We start from the raw sequence: 16629 nt of genomic DNA on the forward strand, positions 1-16629 counted from the left end.
GCCCATGGCGTCCTCAGCGCTCCTCGTCGATCCAGCCCGTGGTCCGCTCGACCGCCTTGAGCCAGCGCTTGTACTCGCGGTCGCGTTCGGCAGTGTCCATTCGGGGGGTCCACTCGGCGGCCCGGCGCCAATTGGCGCGCAGCGCGTCGGTGTCGGGCCAGAAGCCGACGGCCAGGCCGGCGGCGTAGGCGGCGCCGAGACACGTGGTCTCCGAGAGCATCGGGCGCACCACGGGCGCGTCCAGGAAGTCCGAGATCGTCTGCATCAGCAGGTTGTTGGAGGTCATACCGCCGTCGACCTTCAGTGCGGTCAGCGCGACGCCGGAGTCCTTGTGCATCGCGTCGACGATCTCGCGGGTCTGCCAGGCGGTGGCCTCCAGCACGGCGCGGGCGATGTGCGCCTTGGTGACGTAGCGGGTCAGACCCGCGATCATGCCGCGGGCGTCCGAGCGCCAGTAGGGGGCGAACAGGCCGGAGAAGGCCGGTACGAAGTAGGCGCCGCCGTTGCCGTCAACCGTGCTGGCGAGGGTCTCGATCTCGGCCGCGCTGTTGATGAGCCCCATCTGGTCGCGCATCCACTGCACCAGCGAACCGGTGACCGCGATGGAGCCCTCCAGGGCGTAGACCGGTGCCTGTCCGCCGATCCGGTAGCCGACCGTCGTCAGCAGCCCGCTGTGCGAGTTGACGGGCTGGTGGCCGGTGTTCATCAGCAGGAAGGTGCCCGTGCCGTATGTCGACTTGGCCTCGCCCTCGGCGAAGCAGGTCTGGCCGAAGAGCGCCGCCTGTTGATCGCCGATTGCGGCGGCGACCGGCACGCCGTACAGGAGTCCGCCGGCGATGCCGTACACCTCGGAGGAGGAGCGGATCTCCGGGAGGACGGCGGCCGGGATCCCCATGGAGGCGCAGATGTTCGCGTCCCACTCCATGGTGTGCAGATTCATCAGCATGGTGCGCGAGGCGTTGGTGACGTCGGTGACGTGGACGCCGCCGGACGGGCCGCCGGTGAGGTTCCAGATGAGCCAGGAATCCATGGTCCCGAAGAGGATGTCCCCGGCTTCCGCGCGTTCGCGCAGACCCTCGACGTTGTCCAGGAGCCAGCGGATCTTCGGGCCGGCGAAGTACGACGCCAGCGGCAGGCCGGTCTCCCGGCGGAAGCGGTCCTGGCCGACGTTGCGGCCGAGCTCCTTGCAGAGCGCGTCGGTGCGGGTGTCCTGCCAGACGAGGGCGTTGTGCACCGGCTCACCGGTGTGCCTGTCCCACAGGACGGTGGTCTCGCGCTGGTTGGTGATGCCGATCGCCCTGAGGCCGGCGCGGGTGATCCCGGCCTTGTCGAGGGCGCCGGTGACCACCTCCTGGACGTTGGCCCAGATCTCGCCGGCGTCGTGCTCCACCCAGCCCGGCCTGGGGAAGATCTGCTCGTGCTCCTTCTGGTCGACCGAGACGATCCGGCCGTCCCGGTCGAAGACGATGCAGCGACTGGAGGTGGTGCCCTGATCGATCGCGGCGATGAACGGGCCGGCGGTGTGCGCGTCGGTCACAGTGTGCTCCTGGAGCGGCTCAATACGGTGCGGGGGACGGCGGGGGCGTGCTGTGCATGCGGGCAAAAAAGCCGGCTGGTGCGGCGAAGCGCTGGTCCAGCCCGTCGACCGCACCCGGCCATGGCCCCGATCGGGGCGACGCTGCCCCGATTACCGTCCACTGTTCGACAATGTCGACCGTTGGGCGGCAGTCTTGCCGGGCCCGAGCATGACGTCAAGGGGTTGCCCGCCGGTAACCTCCGCGCCCCCTCAGGTCTGGAAGGGCGTAATCACCGCATCGATCCGAAAAATCGGTTTGCCGGAGTGGCACGATCGGCCAAGCTGGGACGATGCCTCGCAGAATCATGTTCGTGCAGCTCAAGACGGGCCACGGCACCGACCGCGGGCCCTCGTGGATCGGGTGGGTGGACTTCTCCAAGACCTGGAAGACGGCCTACTTCCAAGGGCGGACCCTGCGGCGTGGCACGGGACTCGGGTTGTCCGACGCGAACTTCTACGACGTCGAAACCCATGAGGATTTCTGGATATCCGGGCCCAAACGCGACCGGAGCGACACACGGTACGGACCGGACGGGCCGACCGTGGAGGATGACGCCGCGGACGCCTACCGGGCGTTCCTCCAGGGGGCGTCACTTCCCGGGCGGGAGAACGGCTAGGAGCCTGTCCGTGGTGGCGTGGCGATGCCCGGGCCGGCGACGCCCGCATGGAAGCCCCGGCGGGGGGCTGCCGCGGGCGTCGCCGTCCTCAGTCAGGTCCGCCCGCTACCCGAACCGTCGCTGCCGGCGATCCGTTGTTCCAGCTGCTGCACCCGCTCCACGACCCGTGGTTTGACCTGACGGTCCTGCAGGGTCTGGGCGAGCCGGCCGAGCAGTTGGGTGGCAGGCTCACGCCTGTCCTGTTCGTCCAGCGCGACCGCGATGGCCTCGACGTTCCGGGTGAGCCGGATATGACCGAAGGTCTCGGCCGCGGTGTCGAGGTCCTCGTACGCGTGCCGGGCCAGCTGCATACCGGCGTCCGTGTCCGTCCCCCGCGCCTCGATGCGCCGCGCGCCACCGTCGGACATGACCTTGCCCGGGATGGTGGCGGCCGTGCTCAGGCATGCGGCGGCGTGTTTGGCCACCAGTTCGTCGGGGATCCGGTCGGTCACCTCGCGCAGTACGTCGTTGGCGTCGTCCATCACCCGGCTGCCGCCCAGTGCCAGGACGCGTCCGACGGTGTCGGTGCAGACGTCGTCGGCGAGCCGCTCCTGTTCGCGGCTGGCCGGGCGCTCCACCCGGATGGGGAGCGGGGCGGCCAGGACCTGGCCGGTCGGGGCGGCGGACACGGCGGACGAAGCGTTCTCGGGGGCGGTGCGCAGGGCCGCGTAGACCTGGTACGCGCCCGGCTCCGCGATCTTCCAGCCGCCGACGCCGAAGGACAGCACCACCTGCTCGTACAGCGACTCCCCGGGCTGCACCATCACGGGCGCGGGCTGCTTGCAGTAGCGCAGATACGGCTGGAGGACGCTGGCCTCGGTGCCGTCCTCACGCCGGACGAAGACGCTGAGGTTGTCGCCCACCAACGTGTTGCGGTCCACCATCTTGGGGACGGTGGAGGTGTTGGTCAGCTTCAGCTCACCGATCACCGGCTCAAGCATGGCGAAGCGGTACGCCCCTTGCCGGTCGGCGTCGCGGTTGACCCGCAGGGTGAGTTGAAGCGCCCCGTCGGACCCGCTGCGCCGTGCCTGTTCGAAACCGTGGTGGTCGAACCACGGGATGTTGCCCTGCTCCACGAACCGCTCCGGTGCGTGCCGCAGGAAGCGCAGTTCGTCCTCGGAGAAGAAGTAGCGGAAGTCCGAGAAGAACGCCTGCGGTCCGCCGGTCACCAGGAACGGGTAGTTCATGAAGCTGCGCCCCTCGGGCTCGTCGGTCAGCGGCATCCAGGGGGTGCGCAGCGACTTCTGCCATGCGTGGGCGAGGTTGAAGCAGTGACCGATCTCGTGCACGGCGGTCCAGAAGCCCATCCTGCGGACGTAGGCCTCGGGCGCGGGGTCGTTCGGCGGGCGATCGGAGATGAAGGATTTGGAGAAGATCGCGCAGCCTTGCCGCTGGGCGGCGCCGATGTCGTCGAACATGATGCCGCCGAGGTCTTTCCCCTCGTCGTGCAGCCCGGCGAAGAGCGTCCACACCTGCCACTGGGCGATGCCCTCACCGGTGGGGCCGGGGCGCCATTGGGACCAGTGCTGCTGCATGGCGTCGTGCATCTCGATGTCGGACCAGCGGCCGTTGACGGCGGCCGACAGCGGAATCACGTTGCTGCCGCCGTTGCGGGTGACCTGAATGCCCTGGCGGGTGAACGCGTCCTCCACGGTGAGCGTGATGTCGGGGAGGTCCTGCGGCCGCACCGGATGGTCGTGCAGCGAGTAGGCGTCGATCTGCACGGCGTCCTCGACGCGGTCGTACTCGATACCGACCTCGCGGAAGTGCGGGGTCGCCTGGGTGTAGCCAACCATTTCGTCCGGTGTGCCCGGCTTCATGAAGGTCACCACGGCGCCGAACGGCTGGAGCGGTGGCTGGCCGGTGAGCTGCACCCGGATGCTGGTGCCGGGGCGCAGCGAAGCGTTGCCGTCCCGGTAGCTGATGGGGCCGACCAGAGAGCCGTCCGCCTGCCTGACGACTTCGGCGAGCCAGGTGGCCCCGCCGGTGGGAAGCCGCCAGACGGTACCGGACACGGTCATGGTGGGCGCCGGCCCGTCCACGTCCACGCGCAGTTCCTCGAACGAGCCCGCGGCGGCCCTGGACCGGACGGTCTCGGCCGGTGTCTGACCGGCCGTCGTCCACTGCTCGGCGGTGGGGCCGGCCTCCGGCACGGCCGCGGGTGAGGTCATGGGCCCGGCGGCCGACTGTGCCTCACCGGACGGGCCCGTACCCGGCATTGGCATGGCCTGGGCACCGCCCCGTTCCAACAGGTGGGAGATCGGCTGCTCGGTGCGGCGATAGACGCCGCTGCGCTGGCCCTGGGCACGGGCCTGTTCGACGTCCTGGCCCACTTGGGGCCTGATGCCGACGTCACCTCCGGTACGGTGTGCGATTTCGTCCACTACGGCACGGACGAGTGTGTCGAACTCGCTCCGCGAGCCGGATTCTTGCGTGGTCATGCCGCCTCCTGGACCCGGGCACGGCCGGGACATGGTGGGGCAGGGCGGGAAGAGTCCCGGCGACGGAAAACCCGGTGAGCCGGCCTGCCGGGCACATCGCGCCCTGGCGGATGAAAGTGGTGTGGCCGGGCGTCACGGGCGGCACGGGGCCGAACCGTCGGCGTCCGGCGTCTGTCGGTCTTGGTCCTGTGGCCTGAGAACCACACAGGGAGCCCAGGCTTTACGGGGAGGCCGTCGCGACGTTCCGACCGCCTCTACTGCCAGTGAAAACCCGACGGATGCCCGGTGCAACCGGCCCGACGGATGCCCGGTGCAACCGGCCCGGTCCGTCATCGTCCTTCATCCGTGATCGTGATCCGTCCCAGGGCCCGGCCGCGGCCATCACAGGTAGCGGGGGCGGTCCCGGCTGGTGACGGCGACGGGGCTGCCCTCGGCGGAGAGGCTGATCCGTACCGACTTGGTGACCGGCGCGTCGGCCTCGGTCCTCAGTGGCGGATTTCCCTCGACCCGGACCTCGACCGAGTGCCCTCCGTCCGGCACCTGGACCTCCACGGACCGGGCCAGGCCGATCTGCAGCCGGGTACGTACGTCGGTCTCGTCCAGCACGACCGTCCCGTCCACCGAGACCACGACGTGCTGCCCGCTGAAGCCTTCCTCCAACGCGATCTTCAGGACGTTCATTGCGTCAACCTCCCCGCGAGCGGCTACGACGACGGTCAGCGTTGGTATGTGCCCATGACGACGCCGCCGGCCAACTCCCGCCCCTTCACGGCGCGATGCACCGCGTCGACGGTCGGCTTCCCGTGCAGGGGAAGTGGCTCCGACACGGCCCACAGGCGGAAGAAGTAGCGATGCGTCCCGTGCCCCGGCGGAGGCATCGGGCCGCCCCAGCCCACCCGGCCGAATCCATTGGGCCACTCCTGACCACCGGGAGGCGCTTGCCCCTCCGCCGCACCGGAACTCAGCGGGTCGATACCGGTGACCAGCCAGTGCAGGAACGACCCACCCGGTGCGTCGGGATCCTCGCAGAGCAGGACCAGCTCCGACGTACCGTCAGGCACCGCCGACCAGCTCAGCGAGGGCGAGACGTCATCGCCCTCCCCGGTGTGGCGTCGAGGGATCTCTTCATGGTCGGCGAACGCGCCGCTCGTCAGCTCAATTCCCGTCATGCGCGCGGCTATACCCGAAGCGGGGCGGTCGGGACCGGCCCCGGCCCGCAGAACCCCCGATTGGCGGAGTACGCCGTCCGATGGAGCCGGGAACCGTAAGACGGACCGACAGGGAGCGCCGGATGTCGACGAGAATCCTGCTGGAGGGACGCCCCGGAGCGGGCAAGACGACCGTTGTCCGCCGCCTGGCCGCGCTCCTGCGCGCCCGCAGGGTCGTCGGCTTCACGACGGAGGAGATCCGGCAGGGCTCCAGCCGGTCCGGTTTCGCGCTGGAAGCACTGGCGGGCGGTCCGCGAGCCGTGCTCGCCCATGTCGACTTCCCGGGGCCGCCGCGGGTGGGCCGGTACGGCGTGGACCTGGACGTCATGGAGCGGGTAGCGCTGCCCACGCTCAGGTCGGCGGCGGCGAATCCGGTTCCCGGAGCGCTGGTGCTGATCGACGAGCTCGGGAGTATGGAGCTGGCGTGCACCGATTTCCAGGACACCGTCCGTCGCCTGTTCGAGTCCGACATCGACGTCGTCGCCACGGTCCATGCGAAGAACGCCCCGTTCACCGACGCACTCAAGCGGCGCGCCGACATCGAACTCATCCAGGTGACCCGGGCGAACCGGGACGCCCTCCCCGTGGATCTGGCAGCCCGGCTGGAGCGTCCGTGACGACCGTCACCGACCGCGCCTGCGCACAGCCGTGGCTTGCCCCTTGCCCCTCCCGCTCCCCCGCTGACCGTCCGCCGCGTGCGGTCAGCCCATGCTCTTGGCTCCGTCCAGGCACTCGCGGATGATGTCGGCGTGGCCGGAGTGCTGGGCGGTCTCGGAGATGACGTGCATCAGCACCCGGCGGGCCGACCAGCGCTCGTCGGACTCGAACCACGGTGCCTTGGGCAGCGGCTGGGTGGCGTCCAGATCGGACAGGGTGGCGACCAGTTCGTCGGTCCGGCGCGCCACTTCGGCGTAGCCGTCCAGCACGCCCGCCAACGTCTCGCCCGGCAGCATGCGGAACTCGTCGGCCCGACGGGCCCAGTCGGCCTCGGTCATGGCGGTGAAGTCGCCCATCGAGGCCGGGCCGTCCAGGATGAAGTCGACCCAGTTCCGCTCCACCGAGGTGACGTGCTTGATCAGTCCGCCCAGGCACAGCTCACTGGCGGTGGTGCGCAGCCCCACCTGCTCATCGGTGAGGTCACGGGTGGTGAATCGCAGCATGTGCCGCTGCTTGGCCAGCATCGCCAACAGGTCCGCGCGCTCGCCGGTGGCTGCCGACGCTCGGGCCGAAGTGTGGGTGGTCGGCTCAGTGCCAGTCATGGTCTCCGCCTTTTCGTGGGTGGTCCTGTTCCGTCTCGCAGGACCAAGCTAGTGAGCATGTAGGTCGGTTTCGGACCTACATTGGCGACCTTGCTTCCGCTGCGCACCTGGCAGAGGTTCGAAGTACGTCTGCCCGGGGTGCCGGCGGCGTTGTGCCCAATGGACAGCGGCCGGCGCCGCCAGGCCTGTCACGGCGAACAGGGTTCCCACGACATACCACCCGGGGCGGCCCCAGGTGATGCAGAGCGAGATGAGCAGTCCCGGTCCGAGGGCCTCGGCCAGTCCGGCACCGAGACCGAACACGCCCAGGTACTGGCCGGTGGCGTGCTGCGGGGCGAGGGCGAAGGACACCTCGAATCCGGCGGCGGAGTGCCATAGTTCGCCGACGGTGTGGATCACCACTGCGGTGATGAGCAGGGCTGCCGCGCCCCACGCCGGTATGCCTGCGGACAGCGAGATCATCGAGCACGAGAGGAGAAAGGCGACGCCTGCCCGTCGGTAGGCCTTTCCACCGGCGGCGGGAGAATCGACATGGCGACTTGCCCGCACTTGAAAGGCGACCACGATGATGGTGCCGGTGAGCATGGTGCCCGAGATGAGCCAGTGCGGGGCGGTGGTGGCACCGACCAGCCAGAGCGGGATGGCCACGGTGAGCACCTTGAACTGGATGGCCATGATGCCGTCGAGGACGGTCAGCAGCAGGTAGGGGCCGTCCCGAAGAGCGATCCAGCGACGGCCGCCGGTGCTGGGGAGGGGCGCGACCGGCGGGAGGAAGGCCAAGAACGCCCCGGAGACCACGAAGGCGATCGCGTTGCCGATGACCAGGAGCTGGTAGGCGGTGAGGGTGCCCACCTGAACGACCCATCCCGCTCCCACGGCACCGAGGGAGATGCCCACGTTGGTCACCGCGCGCAGGTAGGCCCGGAACTCCTGCGGGCGGCTCCCTCCGTAGTGCCTGATGAGCGGGCTGCGGGCGGCGATTCCGGCCGCCTTCGCCCCGGCGGCCGCGCAGACCACCAGTACGAACGGCCAGAAGCCGTCCGCCAGGACGAAACCGGCCGTGGCCAGGGCCTGGACCGCAAGGGTGGCCGCATAGACACCCCGTGCTCCGCGTCTGTCCGCCAGATGGCCGACGGCAACGCCCAGGGCCAGCGCGACCAGACCGGCGATACCCAGTCCGAGCCCCACTTGGTCCGCCGGAAGGTGAACCGCCTCGGTGAAATACAGGACCCCGGCGGTCAGATAGAGGCCACTGCCAACGGTGTAGACGAAGTTCGAGGCCGCGAGGACGCGTTGCGGCCCGGTGTCCGGTATCAGGCGGGGCATGACAAGGCTCCACGTCACGGGGAGGGCAGTAAGGACCCGTCAAGGTTGTTGCATATTACTTGCAAGAGCAAGAGATATGCATCAGACCGCATGCATCAGACCGCTCCGACCCTTCGTACGACGTGAGGCAACTCCCGCTACCCGGGGTCGCGTTCCCGGCGGGTGGCCGCCACAAGGACGACGGTGACGCTGATCAGAAGCGACCAGGCGCCGAACTTGTCGGCGGAGACCGGTTGCCAGCCTTGCAGCTGGTAGGGGTAGCGCCACGCGCCCAGATAGGTGGCGATGTTCTCGGCCAGCCAGAGGAAGAAGCCGATCAGCGCGAAGGAGAGCGCCAGCGGCATGCGATAGCGGGCGCTGCCCACGCTGAACCTCACCGACGTACCGACGGTGACGGCGACGAGCAGCGCGGCGAGCGGCCAGCGCAGATCGGGCAGCCAGTGGTGGCTGAAGAAGTTCACGTAGACCGCCGCGGCGACCGCCGCGGTCGCCCGGGGGCGGTAGCCGACGAGTTCCAGGTCCAGCAGCCGCCAGGCGCGGCAGACGTAGCTGCCGACCGCCGCGTAGAGGAAGCCCCCGTACAGGGGCACGCCCGCGACTTTGAGTACCGCGGATTCCGGATAGCTCCATGAGCCCAGGGCGACCTTCACCAACTCGAAGGCGAGCCCGATCGCGTGGCATACGGCGATGACGGCGACATCCCGCCCGGTCTCCCATCCGCTGAGGCGGAAGATCAGCGTGAGCAGCAGTCCATACCCGAGCAACAGGTCGTACCTGGCCACCGGCAACTCGGCCGGCAGGGACAGCAGCGCCATCCCCGAGAGTAGCGCGACGGCGAACGCGCAGCATCGGGTCTGAAGCCGGGCGAAGAGCAGCAGCTGCGTCAGGGGAGCGACGTTCGCGGACACAGCTGGGGAGACGAATCCGTGGCTGTGGTGGTTCCAGTGGCGATGACGGTTCCCGAGGCCGCGGTGGTTTCAGGGGCAGTGGTGGCTCCAGGGACCGCGGCGGTACCGCGGCCATGCGGCGGCTTCTGCGGACACCCTTCGCAAGATTGGCAAATGGTGGAGGGAAGATTCGCAGAAGTTGGCAGGCGTCCACGATTGATGGCACTCAGTGCCAGTGCCAGAGTCATGAGCGCGGCCCGCCGGACACCGGCGACCACCGCTCGGATCCGGGGCGCGATTGATGCCCTGACGTCGGAGATCCCGGCGACGGCGGGGTCGCGTACCGGCAGCGTTGCTCACCTCCGCCCACGGCATGACGGCGGGCCGCACCCCAGTCACAGGACACACAGTGCCATCTCCCTTTGCGCAGGTCGGAGATTGGCAGACGAGACAGACCGAGGAGACGGTGACAGTCATGGCAGAGGCGAGGACGCAGGCGGCCGAGGAACTCGCGCGGCGCTGGGCCACCGACCCCCGGTGGCGGGGCATCGAGCGCACCTACAGCGCCGACGACGTGATCCGGCTGTCCGGCAGTGTGCGCGAGGAGCACACCCTGGCCCGGCGCGGCGCCGAGCGACTGTGGCGGCAGCTGCACGAGCGGGACTACATCCACGCGCTCGGCGCGCTGACCGGCGGTCAGGCCGTCCAGCAGGTCAAGGCGGGCCTCCAGGCCATCTACCTGTCCGGCTGGCAGGTCGCCGCCGACGCCAACCAGGCCGGGCACACCTACCCGGACCAGAGCCTGTACCCGGCCAACTCCGTGCCCCAGGTGGTCCGCCGGATCAACAACGCGCTGCTGCGCGCCGACCAGATCGCCACCGCCGAGGGCGCGGGCGACACGACGGACTGGCTCGCGCCGATCGTCGCCGACGCGGAGGCCGGATTCGGCGGCCCGCTCAACGCCTTCGAGCTGACCAAGGCGATGATCGCGGCCGGTGCGGCCGGCATCCACTACGAGGACCAGCTCGCCTCCGAGAAGAAGTGCGGCCACCTCGGCGGGAAGGTGCTGGTGCCGACCTCCCAGCACATCCGGACCCTCAACGCGGCCCGCCTCGCGGCCGACATCGCCGACGTGCCGACCCTCGTCGTCGCCCGCACGGACGCCCTGGCGGCCAACCTGCTGACCAGCGACGTCGACGAGCGCGACGCGGAGTTCGTCACCGGCGAGCGCACGGCGGAGGGCTTCTACCGGGTCCGCAACGGCATGGCTCCGGTCATCGCCCGTGGCCTGGCCTACGCACCGTACGCCGACCTCATCTGGGTGGAGACCGGCACCCCGGACCTGGCGCAGGCCCGCGAGTTCGCCGAGGCGATCCACGCCGCGCACCCGGACCAGATGCTGGCCTACAACTGCTCGCCGTCGTTCAACTGGAAGGCCGCTCTCGACGACGACCAGATCGCCAAGTTCCAGCGGGAGCTGGGCGCGATGGGCTACCGCTTCCAGTTCATCACCCTGGCCGGCTTCCACTCCCTCAACCACGGCATGTTCGACCTGGCGCGCGGCTACGCCGAGCACGGCATGACCGCGTACGTCGATCTGCAGGAGCGGGAGTTCGCCGCGCAGACGCACGGCTTCACGGCGGTCAGGCACCAGCGCGAGGTCGGCACCGGCTACTTCGACCTGGTCTCCACCGCCGTCAACCCCGCCTCCTCCACCACGGCCCTGAGCGGCTCCACGGAGGAGGAGCAGTTCCACTAGGACACGCCTCGGGCCGCCCCGTCGGGGTGGCCGTCCGGTCCGTCCCCGGCCGAGCGGGGGTCGTACGACCGTCCCCGTCCGACCCCCGCTCCGCTCCCTCCCGCAGGAGAACCCGATGACCACCAGCGCCCTCGCCCACCGCGTCCGCGTCCTCGCCGCCCCGGGCGACCGTCACGACGAGATCCTCACCCCCGCCGCCCTGGACTTCCTCGGACAACTGGCCACCGCCTTCGCCGAGCGGCGGCAGGACCTGCTGAAGGAACGCCGTCGGCAGGCCCTGCGCCTGGCCGCCGGTTCCCCGCTCGACTTCCCGCTGGTCACCTCCGCCGTGCGCGCCGACCCGTCATGGCGGGTGGCCGCGCCGGCTCCGGGCCTGACCGACCGCCGCGTCGAGATCACCGGCCCGCCGGACCGGCGCATGACGGTCAACGCGCTCAACTCCGGCGCCCAGGTGTGGATGGCGGACTTCGCGGACGCCACCGCCCCCACCTGGGAGAACGTCATCGGCGGCCAGCTGAACCTGCTCGACGCCATCGACCGGCGCATCGACTTCACCAGTGCCGACGGCAAGGAGTACCGGCTCGCCGACCGCGACCGGCTCGCCACCATCGTCGTCCGACCGCGCGGCTGGCATCTCGACGAGGGGCACCTGGAGTTCGCCGGCGGACCGGTGCCCGCCGCGCTCGTCGACTTCGGCCTTTACTTCTTCCACTGCGCGCAGCGCCAGATCGACGCCGGCCACGGCCCGTACTTCTACCTGCCGAAGCTGGAGAACCGCTACGAGGCCCGGCTGTGGAACGACGTGTTCGTCCTCGCCCAGGAGCTGCTCGGCATCCCCCGCGGCACGATCCGCGCCACCGTGCTCATCGAGACGATCACCGCCGCCTTCGAGATGGAGGAGATCCTCCACGAGCTGCGCGAGCACAGCTCCGGCCTCAACGCCGGCCGCCGGGACTACCTGTTCAGCCTGATCAAGACCTTGGGGCACCGCACCGGCTTCCTGCTGCCGGACCGGGCGAAGGTGACCATGACCGCGCCCTTCCTTCGGGCGTACACCGAACTGCTGGTGCGCACCTGCCACAAGCGGGGCGCCCCTGCGATCGGAGGCATGGCGGCGCGGGTGCCGAGCAAAGACCCGGCCGCCGACGAGGCGACGCTGGCCAAGGTCCGGCTGGACAAGGAGCGCGAGGCCGAGGACGGCTTCGACGGCTCCTGGGTGGCCCACCCCGGCCTCGTCCCCCTGTGCCGCGAGGTGTTCGACGGCGTTCTCGGCGACCGGCCGCACCAGATCGACCGTACCCGCGACGACGTGGCGGTGAGCGCCGCGGACCTGCTCTCGGTGCGCCGCATCAGCGGTCCGCCCACGGCGGAGGGGATACGCGCCAACGTCGCCGTCGCCCTGCGCTACTTCGCCGCCTGGCTGCGCGGCCAGGGGGCGGTCGCCCTGTACGGCCTGATGGAGGACGCCGCCACCGCCGAGATCGCCCGCGTGCAGATCTGGCAGTGGCTGCGCCACCGGGTCGTCGACCGCGAGACGGTCCTGCGGCTGCTCGACGAGGAACTCGCCGCGCTCGGCGCCGAGTACCCGTGGGCAGACCTCGACGCGGTGCGGGATCTGTTCGAACGCAACGCGCTGGCCCGCGAGTTGCCGGGCTTCTTCACTCCGGACGCCTACTCCCGCCACCTCGTGCGGAATGGGGAGACCCGGTCATGAGCGCGGGCATCCGGCGCGTCGGGGTGGTCGGCGGCGGCCAGATGGGCGCGGGCATCGCCGAGGTGTGTGCGCGGGCCGGTCTCGACACCGTGGTCTGTGAGGCCGACGCCACGGCCGCCCGGGCCGCGCGGGAGCGGGTGGCCGCCTCGCTGGAACGCGCCGTCCAACGGGGGAAGCTGGAGCCGGCCGCGGCCCGACGGGCACTCGCCCGCCTGCGGTTCACCGGCAGCCTGGAGGACCTGGCCGACCGGCAGTTGGTCATCGAGGCCGTGGTCGAGAACGCCGACGCCAAGACGGAGGTGTTCGCCGCGCTGGACAAGATCGTCGAGGATCCCGGGGCGGTGCTGGCGACCAACACCTCCTCCCTCCCCGTCATGCGCCTGGGCATGGCCACCGGCCGCGCCGACCGGGTCGTGGGACTGCACTTCTTCAACCCCGTCCCGGTGCTGCCGCTGGTGGAGATCGTGACCTCCCTGCACACGGCCCCGGAAACGGTCACCCTCGTGGCGGAGTTCGCCACCGGCGTCCTGGGCAAAACGGTCGTGCGCTCCCAGGACCGGGCCGGCTTCGTCGTCAACGCGCTGCTCGTCCCGTATCTGCTCGCGGCGATCCGTATGGCGGAGTCGGGCTTCGCCACCGCAGCGGACATCGACACCGGCATGGAGCTGGGCTGCGCCCACCCCATGGGGCCGCTCAGACTCGCCGACCTGATCGGGCTGGACACCGTCGCCTCGATCGCCGAGTCGCTCTACGACGAGTTCAAGGAACCCCTCTACGCCCCTCCCCCGCTGCTCCAGCGGATGGTCGAGGCGGGGCTGCTGGGCCGCAAGGCCGGCCGGGGGTTCCACCAGTACGACCAGAACTGAGGGATCTGGTCCGGCCGGGCTGAGGGGCCCGGACCGCACCGCCGGTGGAGGGTTCCGGCGGCTGCTCACAGGAGGGCGGGAAACGCATGTGCGGCGTTTCCCGCCCTCGTCGTGCCTCACACCTGCCGACCGCGTGTCTCACCTCACCTTCCGAATGATCGACCTGGACGTACCGCATCACCGGACGGCCCTTAGGCTGACCAGTGCAGCTGGTTCGCCCCGTCCGCCAGGCGGGATGCGTCGCAAGAGGGAACCCGGTGGGAATCCGGGACTGCCCCGCAGCGGTGAGCGGGAACGACCGCCGTCATACGCACTGGGTCCGACGAGAGGGCCTGGGAAGCGACGGCCATTAGGTGTCCTCCCCCGTGAGGACGTGCCCGCGAGTCCGAAGACCTGCCATCTGCCCGGGTGCGAACGACTCGCATCCGGACATCCCGGTGACCTCGAGGGCGGGTCGGCGTACACACCAGGCGGAGCACCGCGCCATGCCGCGCGAGGTCGTACCGCCTGGTCTGCCACCCCTTCGCGCCTTCGTCCCGTCGCCGGGATCTCAGGGATTCGTCTCGCGAAGGAGATCTCCGTGAACACCAAGTCCGCGGCCGCGGCAGCACGGGCCACCGTGTACGGCTACCCGCGCCAGGGCCCCGACCGGGAACTGAAGAAGTCGATCGAGGGCTACTGGAAGGGCCGCGTCACCGCCGACGCCCTCCGCGCCACCGCCGCCGAACTGCGCCGCACCAGCTGGCAGCAGCTGGCCGGAGCCGGCCTCGACGAGGTTCCGACCGGCGACTTCTCGTACTACGACCACGTCCTGGACACCACCGTCATGGTCGGCGCGATCCCCGACCGCCACCGGGCCGCCGTCGCGGCCGATCCGCTCGACGGCTACTTCGCCATGGCGCGTGGCACGCAGGATGTCGCGCCACTGGAGATGACCAAGTGGTTCGACACCAACTACCACTACCTGGTGCCCGAGTTGGGCCCTGACACGACGTTCACCGCCGACTCCACCAAGCAGGTGACCGAGCTGACGGAGGCCCTGGCACTGGGTCTGACGGCCCGGCCGGTCCTGGTCGGTCCCGTCACCTATCTGCTGCTGGCCAAGCCCGCGCCCGGCGTGGCCGCCGGCTTCGACCCGCTGACCCTCCTGGACCGCCTGCTGCCCGTGTACGCCGAGGTCCTCGCCGATCTGCGCGCCGCCGGTGCCGAGTGGGTGCAGCTGGACGAGCCCGCCCTCGTCCAGGACCGCACCCCGGCCGAGCTCCACAGCGCCGCCCGCGCCTACCGCGAACTCGGCGCCCTCACCGACCGGCCCCAGCTGCTCGTCGCCTCCTACTTCGACCGCCTGGGCGATGCCCTGCCCGTACTGGCCAAGGCTCCGGTCGAGGGGCTCGCGCTGGACTTCACCGAAGCCGCCGCCGCCAACCTGGAGGCGCTTGCGGCCGTCGGCGGACTGCCGGGCAGGCGACTGGTCGCCGGCGTCGTCAACGGCCGCAACATCTGGGTCAACGACCTGGAGAAGTCCCTCGCCACGCTCGGCACCCTCCTCGGCCTGGCCGACCGGGTCGATGTGTCGGCCTCCTGCTCACTGCTGCACGTGCCCCTCGACGCGGCGGCCGAGCGGGACATCGAACCGCAGGTCCTGCGCTGGCTCGCGTTCGCCCGTCAGAAGACGGCCGAGATCGTCACCCTCGCCAAGGGCCTGACCCGCGGCACCGGCGCCATCACCGCCCAACTGGCCGCGAACCGGGCCGCCCTGGCTTCCCGGGCCCACTCCCCCATCACCCACGACCCGGCCGTCCGCACCCGGACCGCCGCGATCACCGAGAGCGACGCCCGCCGCTCGCAGCCCTACGCCGAACGGACCACGGCCCAACGCGCCCACCTGCGCCTGCCGTTGCTGCCGACCACGACCATCGGCTCCTTCCCGCAGACCGGCGAACTGCGCACCGCACGGGCCGACCTGCGCGCGGGCCGGATCGACACGGCCGGGTACGAGGAGCGGATCAAGGCCGAGATCCAGGAGGTGCTCGCCTTCCAGGAGAAGGCCGGTCTGGACGTCCTCGTCCACGGCGAGGCCGAACGCAACGACATGGTCCAGTACTTCGCCGAACAGCTCACCGGCTACCTCGCCACACAGCACGGCTGGGTCCAGTCCTACGGCACCCGCTACGTCCGCCCGCCGATCCTGGCCGGCGACATCTCCCGCCCCGAGCCGATGACGGTGCGTTGGACGGCCTACGCCCAGTCCCTCACCGACCGCCCGGTCAAGGGCATGCTGACCGGCCCGGTCACCATGCTCGCCTGGTCCTTCGTCCGCGACGACCAGCCCCTGGGCGACACCGCCCGCCAGGTCGCCCTGGCCCTGCGCGACGAGGTGGGCGACCTGGAGGCGGCCGGCACATCCGTCATCCAGGTGGACGAGCCGGCGCTGCGCGAGACCCTGCCGCTGCGCACCGGTGACCGCCCCGCCTACCTGGCCTGGGCCACGGAGGCGTTCCGGATCACCACCAGCGGCGTCCGCCCGGACACCCAGATCCACACCCACATGTGCTACGCCGAGTTCGGCGACATCGTCCAGGCCATCGACGACCTCGACGCCGACGTCATCAGCCTGGAGGCCGCCCGTTCCCACATGCAGGTCGCCCGCGAACTGGCCGCCCACGGCTATCCGCGCGAGGCCGGGCCCGGCGTGTACGACATCCACTCACCACGCGTGCCGAGTCCGCAGGAGGCGGCCGAACTGCTGCGCACCGGACTGAAGGCCATCCCCGCCGAGCGGCTGTGGGTGAACCCCGACTGCGGTCTGAAGACCCGGGGCTGGCCCGAGACCCGGGCTTCCCTGGAGAACCTGGTGGCCGCGGCCCGCACCGTCCGCGGTGAGCTGCCCGCGTCCTGACCGGACGGCTCCCGAGGGGCCGGGGCCACGGGTGCCCC

The 16629-nt window shown here is 70.6% G+C and carries 13 protein-coding genes and 1 riboswitch; of the genes, 6 read left to right on the plus strand and 7 right to left on the minus strand.

The annotated features are described in order from the left end of the window. Positions 1–13: 13 nt before the first annotated feature. Positions 14–1537 (minus strand): glycerol kinase GlpK, encoded by a 1524-nt coding sequence (glpK, locus tag AC0680_RS12180; protein WP_478627285.1) that lies wholly within the window; start codon positions 1535–1537, stop codon positions 14–16. Positions 1538–1866: 329 nt separating this feature from the next. Between glpK and AC0680_RS12185 the strand changes: the two genes are divergently transcribed. Continuing rightward, the gene (locus AC0680_RS12185; RefSeq protein ID WP_478627287.1) at positions 1867–2193 is read left to right on the plus strand and encodes a hypothetical protein; all 327 of its coding nucleotides are present in this window, start codon (positions 1867–1869) and stop codon (positions 2191–2193) included. Positions 2194–2285: 92 nt separating this feature from the next. Here the strand turns inward: AC0680_RS12185 and AC0680_RS12190 are convergent, their stop codons facing one another. The 3 genes from AC0680_RS12190 to AC0680_RS12200 all read right to left on the minus strand — a co-directional run bounded on the left by AC0680_RS12190 (position 2286) and on the right by AC0680_RS12200 (position 5842). Next, positions 2286–4673, minus strand: coding sequence for a hypothetical protein (locus AC0680_RS12190; RefSeq protein WP_478627289.1), 2388 nt, complete (start codon positions 4671–4673; stop codon positions 2286–2288). Between the two features lie 381 nt (positions 4674–5054). Continuing rightward, positions 5055–5354, minus strand: coding sequence for a hypothetical protein (locus AC0680_RS12195; protein WP_478627292.1), 300 nt, complete (start codon positions 5352–5354; stop codon positions 5055–5057). 35 nt (positions 5355–5389) lie between these two features. Continuing rightward, positions 5390–5842, minus strand: coding sequence for a YbhB/YbcL family Raf kinase inhibitor-like protein (locus tag AC0680_RS12200; protein WP_478627295.1), 453 nt, complete (start codon positions 5840–5842; stop codon positions 5390–5392). A gap of 122 nt (positions 5843–5964) precedes the next feature. On the opposite strand from AC0680_RS12200, the gene AC0680_RS12205 reads away from it, so the two are divergent. Then, complete coding sequence (locus tag AC0680_RS12205) at positions 5965–6498, plus strand: NTPase (protein ID WP_478627298.1); 534 nt, start codon at positions 5965–5967, stop codon at positions 6496–6498. A gap of 84 nt (positions 6499–6582) precedes the next feature. On the opposite strand, the gene AC0680_RS12210 is transcribed toward AC0680_RS12205, so the two are convergent. From AC0680_RS12210 to AC0680_RS12220, 3 genes are all read right to left on the minus strand, one after another. Further along, positions 6583–7140, minus strand: coding sequence for a DinB family protein (locus AC0680_RS12210; protein WP_478627301.1), 558 nt, complete (start codon positions 7138–7140; stop codon positions 6583–6585). 48 nt (positions 7141–7188) lie between these two features. After that, positions 7189–8466 carry an MFS transporter gene (locus AC0680_RS12215; protein WP_478627304.1) on the minus strand — a complete coding sequence of 426 codons (1278 nt, stop codon included), beginning with the start codon at positions 8464–8466 and terminating at the stop codon, positions 7189–7191. A 137-nt stretch (positions 8467–8603) separates the two neighbouring features. Further along, on the minus strand, positions 8604–9374 hold the full coding sequence (locus AC0680_RS12220; protein ID WP_478627306.1) for a DUF817 domain-containing protein: 771 nt from the start codon (positions 9372–9374) through the stop codon (positions 8604–8606). Positions 9375–9828: 454 nt separating this feature from the next. On the opposite strand from AC0680_RS12220, the gene aceA reads away from it, so the two are divergent. The 4 genes from aceA (at position 9829) to metE (ending at position 16591) form a co-directional block, all read left to right on the plus strand. Beyond that, complete coding sequence (aceA, locus tag AC0680_RS12225) at positions 9829–11112, plus strand: isocitrate lyase (protein WP_478627308.1); 1284 nt, start codon at positions 9829–9831, stop codon at positions 11110–11112. Between the two features lie 115 nt (positions 11113–11227). Beyond that, entirely contained in the window at positions 11228–12826 is a 1599-nt protein-coding gene (gene aceB / locus AC0680_RS12230; RefSeq protein WP_478627310.1) for a malate synthase A, read from the plus strand. Further along, entirely contained in the window at positions 12823–13692 is an 870-nt protein-coding gene (locus tag AC0680_RS12235) for a 3-hydroxybutyryl-CoA dehydrogenase (RefSeq protein WP_478627311.1), read from the plus strand. The genes aceB and AC0680_RS12235 overlap by 4 nt, the downstream gene beginning before the upstream one ends. Positions 13693–13885: 193 nt before the next feature. Continuing rightward, a riboswitch (cobalamin riboswitch) is annotated at positions 13886–14107 on the plus strand. Between the two features lie 165 nt (positions 14108–14272). Next, positions 14273–16591, plus strand: coding sequence for a 5-methyltetrahydropteroyltriglutamate--homocysteine S-methyltransferase (gene metE, locus AC0680_RS12240; protein ID WP_478627313.1), 2319 nt, complete (start codon positions 14273–14275; stop codon positions 16589–16591). The last annotated feature ends 38 nt before the right edge of the window (positions 16592–16629 follow it).

Source organism: Streptomyces sp. NPDC043738 (assembly GCF_056436545.1).

Bases quoted from the DNA above. Each gene is read 5' to 3' on its own strand.
- AC0680_RS12210 (WP_478627301.1), bottom strand. From the start codon at position 7,140: ATGACTGGCACTGAGCCGACCACCCACACTTCGGCCCGAGCGTCGGCA.
- AC0680_RS12200 (WP_478627295.1), bottom strand. From the start codon at position 5,842: ATGACGGGAATTGAGCTGACGAGCGGCGCGTTCGCCGACCATGAAGAG.
- AC0680_RS12205 (WP_478627298.1), top strand. From the start codon at position 5,965: ATGTCGACGAGAATCCTGCTGGAGGGACGCCCCGGAGCGGGCAAGACG.
- AC0680_RS12235 (WP_478627311.1), top strand. From the start codon at position 12,823: ATGAGCGCGGGCATCCGGCGCGTCGGGGTGGTCGGCGGCGGCCAGATG.
- aceA (WP_478627308.1), top strand. From the start codon at position 9,829: ATGGCAGAGGCGAGGACGCAGGCGGCCGAGGAACTCGCGCGGCGCTGG.
- AC0680_RS12195 (WP_478627292.1), bottom strand. From the start codon at position 5,354: ATGAACGTCCTGAAGATCGCGTTGGAGGAAGGCTTCAGCGGGCAGCAC.
- AC0680_RS12215 (WP_478627304.1), bottom strand. From the start codon at position 8,466: ATGCCCCGCCTGATACCGGACACCGGGCCGCAACGCGTCCTCGCGGCC.
- AC0680_RS12190 (WP_478627289.1), bottom strand. From the start codon at position 4,673: ATGACCACGCAAGAATCCGGCTCGCGGAGCGAGTTCGACACACTCGTC.
- aceB (WP_478627310.1), top strand. From the start codon at position 11,228: ATGACCACCAGCGCCCTCGCCCACCGCGTCCGCGTCCTCGCCGCCCCG.
- AC0680_RS12185 (WP_478627287.1), top strand. From the start codon at position 1,867: ATGCCTCGCAGAATCATGTTCGTGCAGCTCAAGACGGGCCACGGCACC.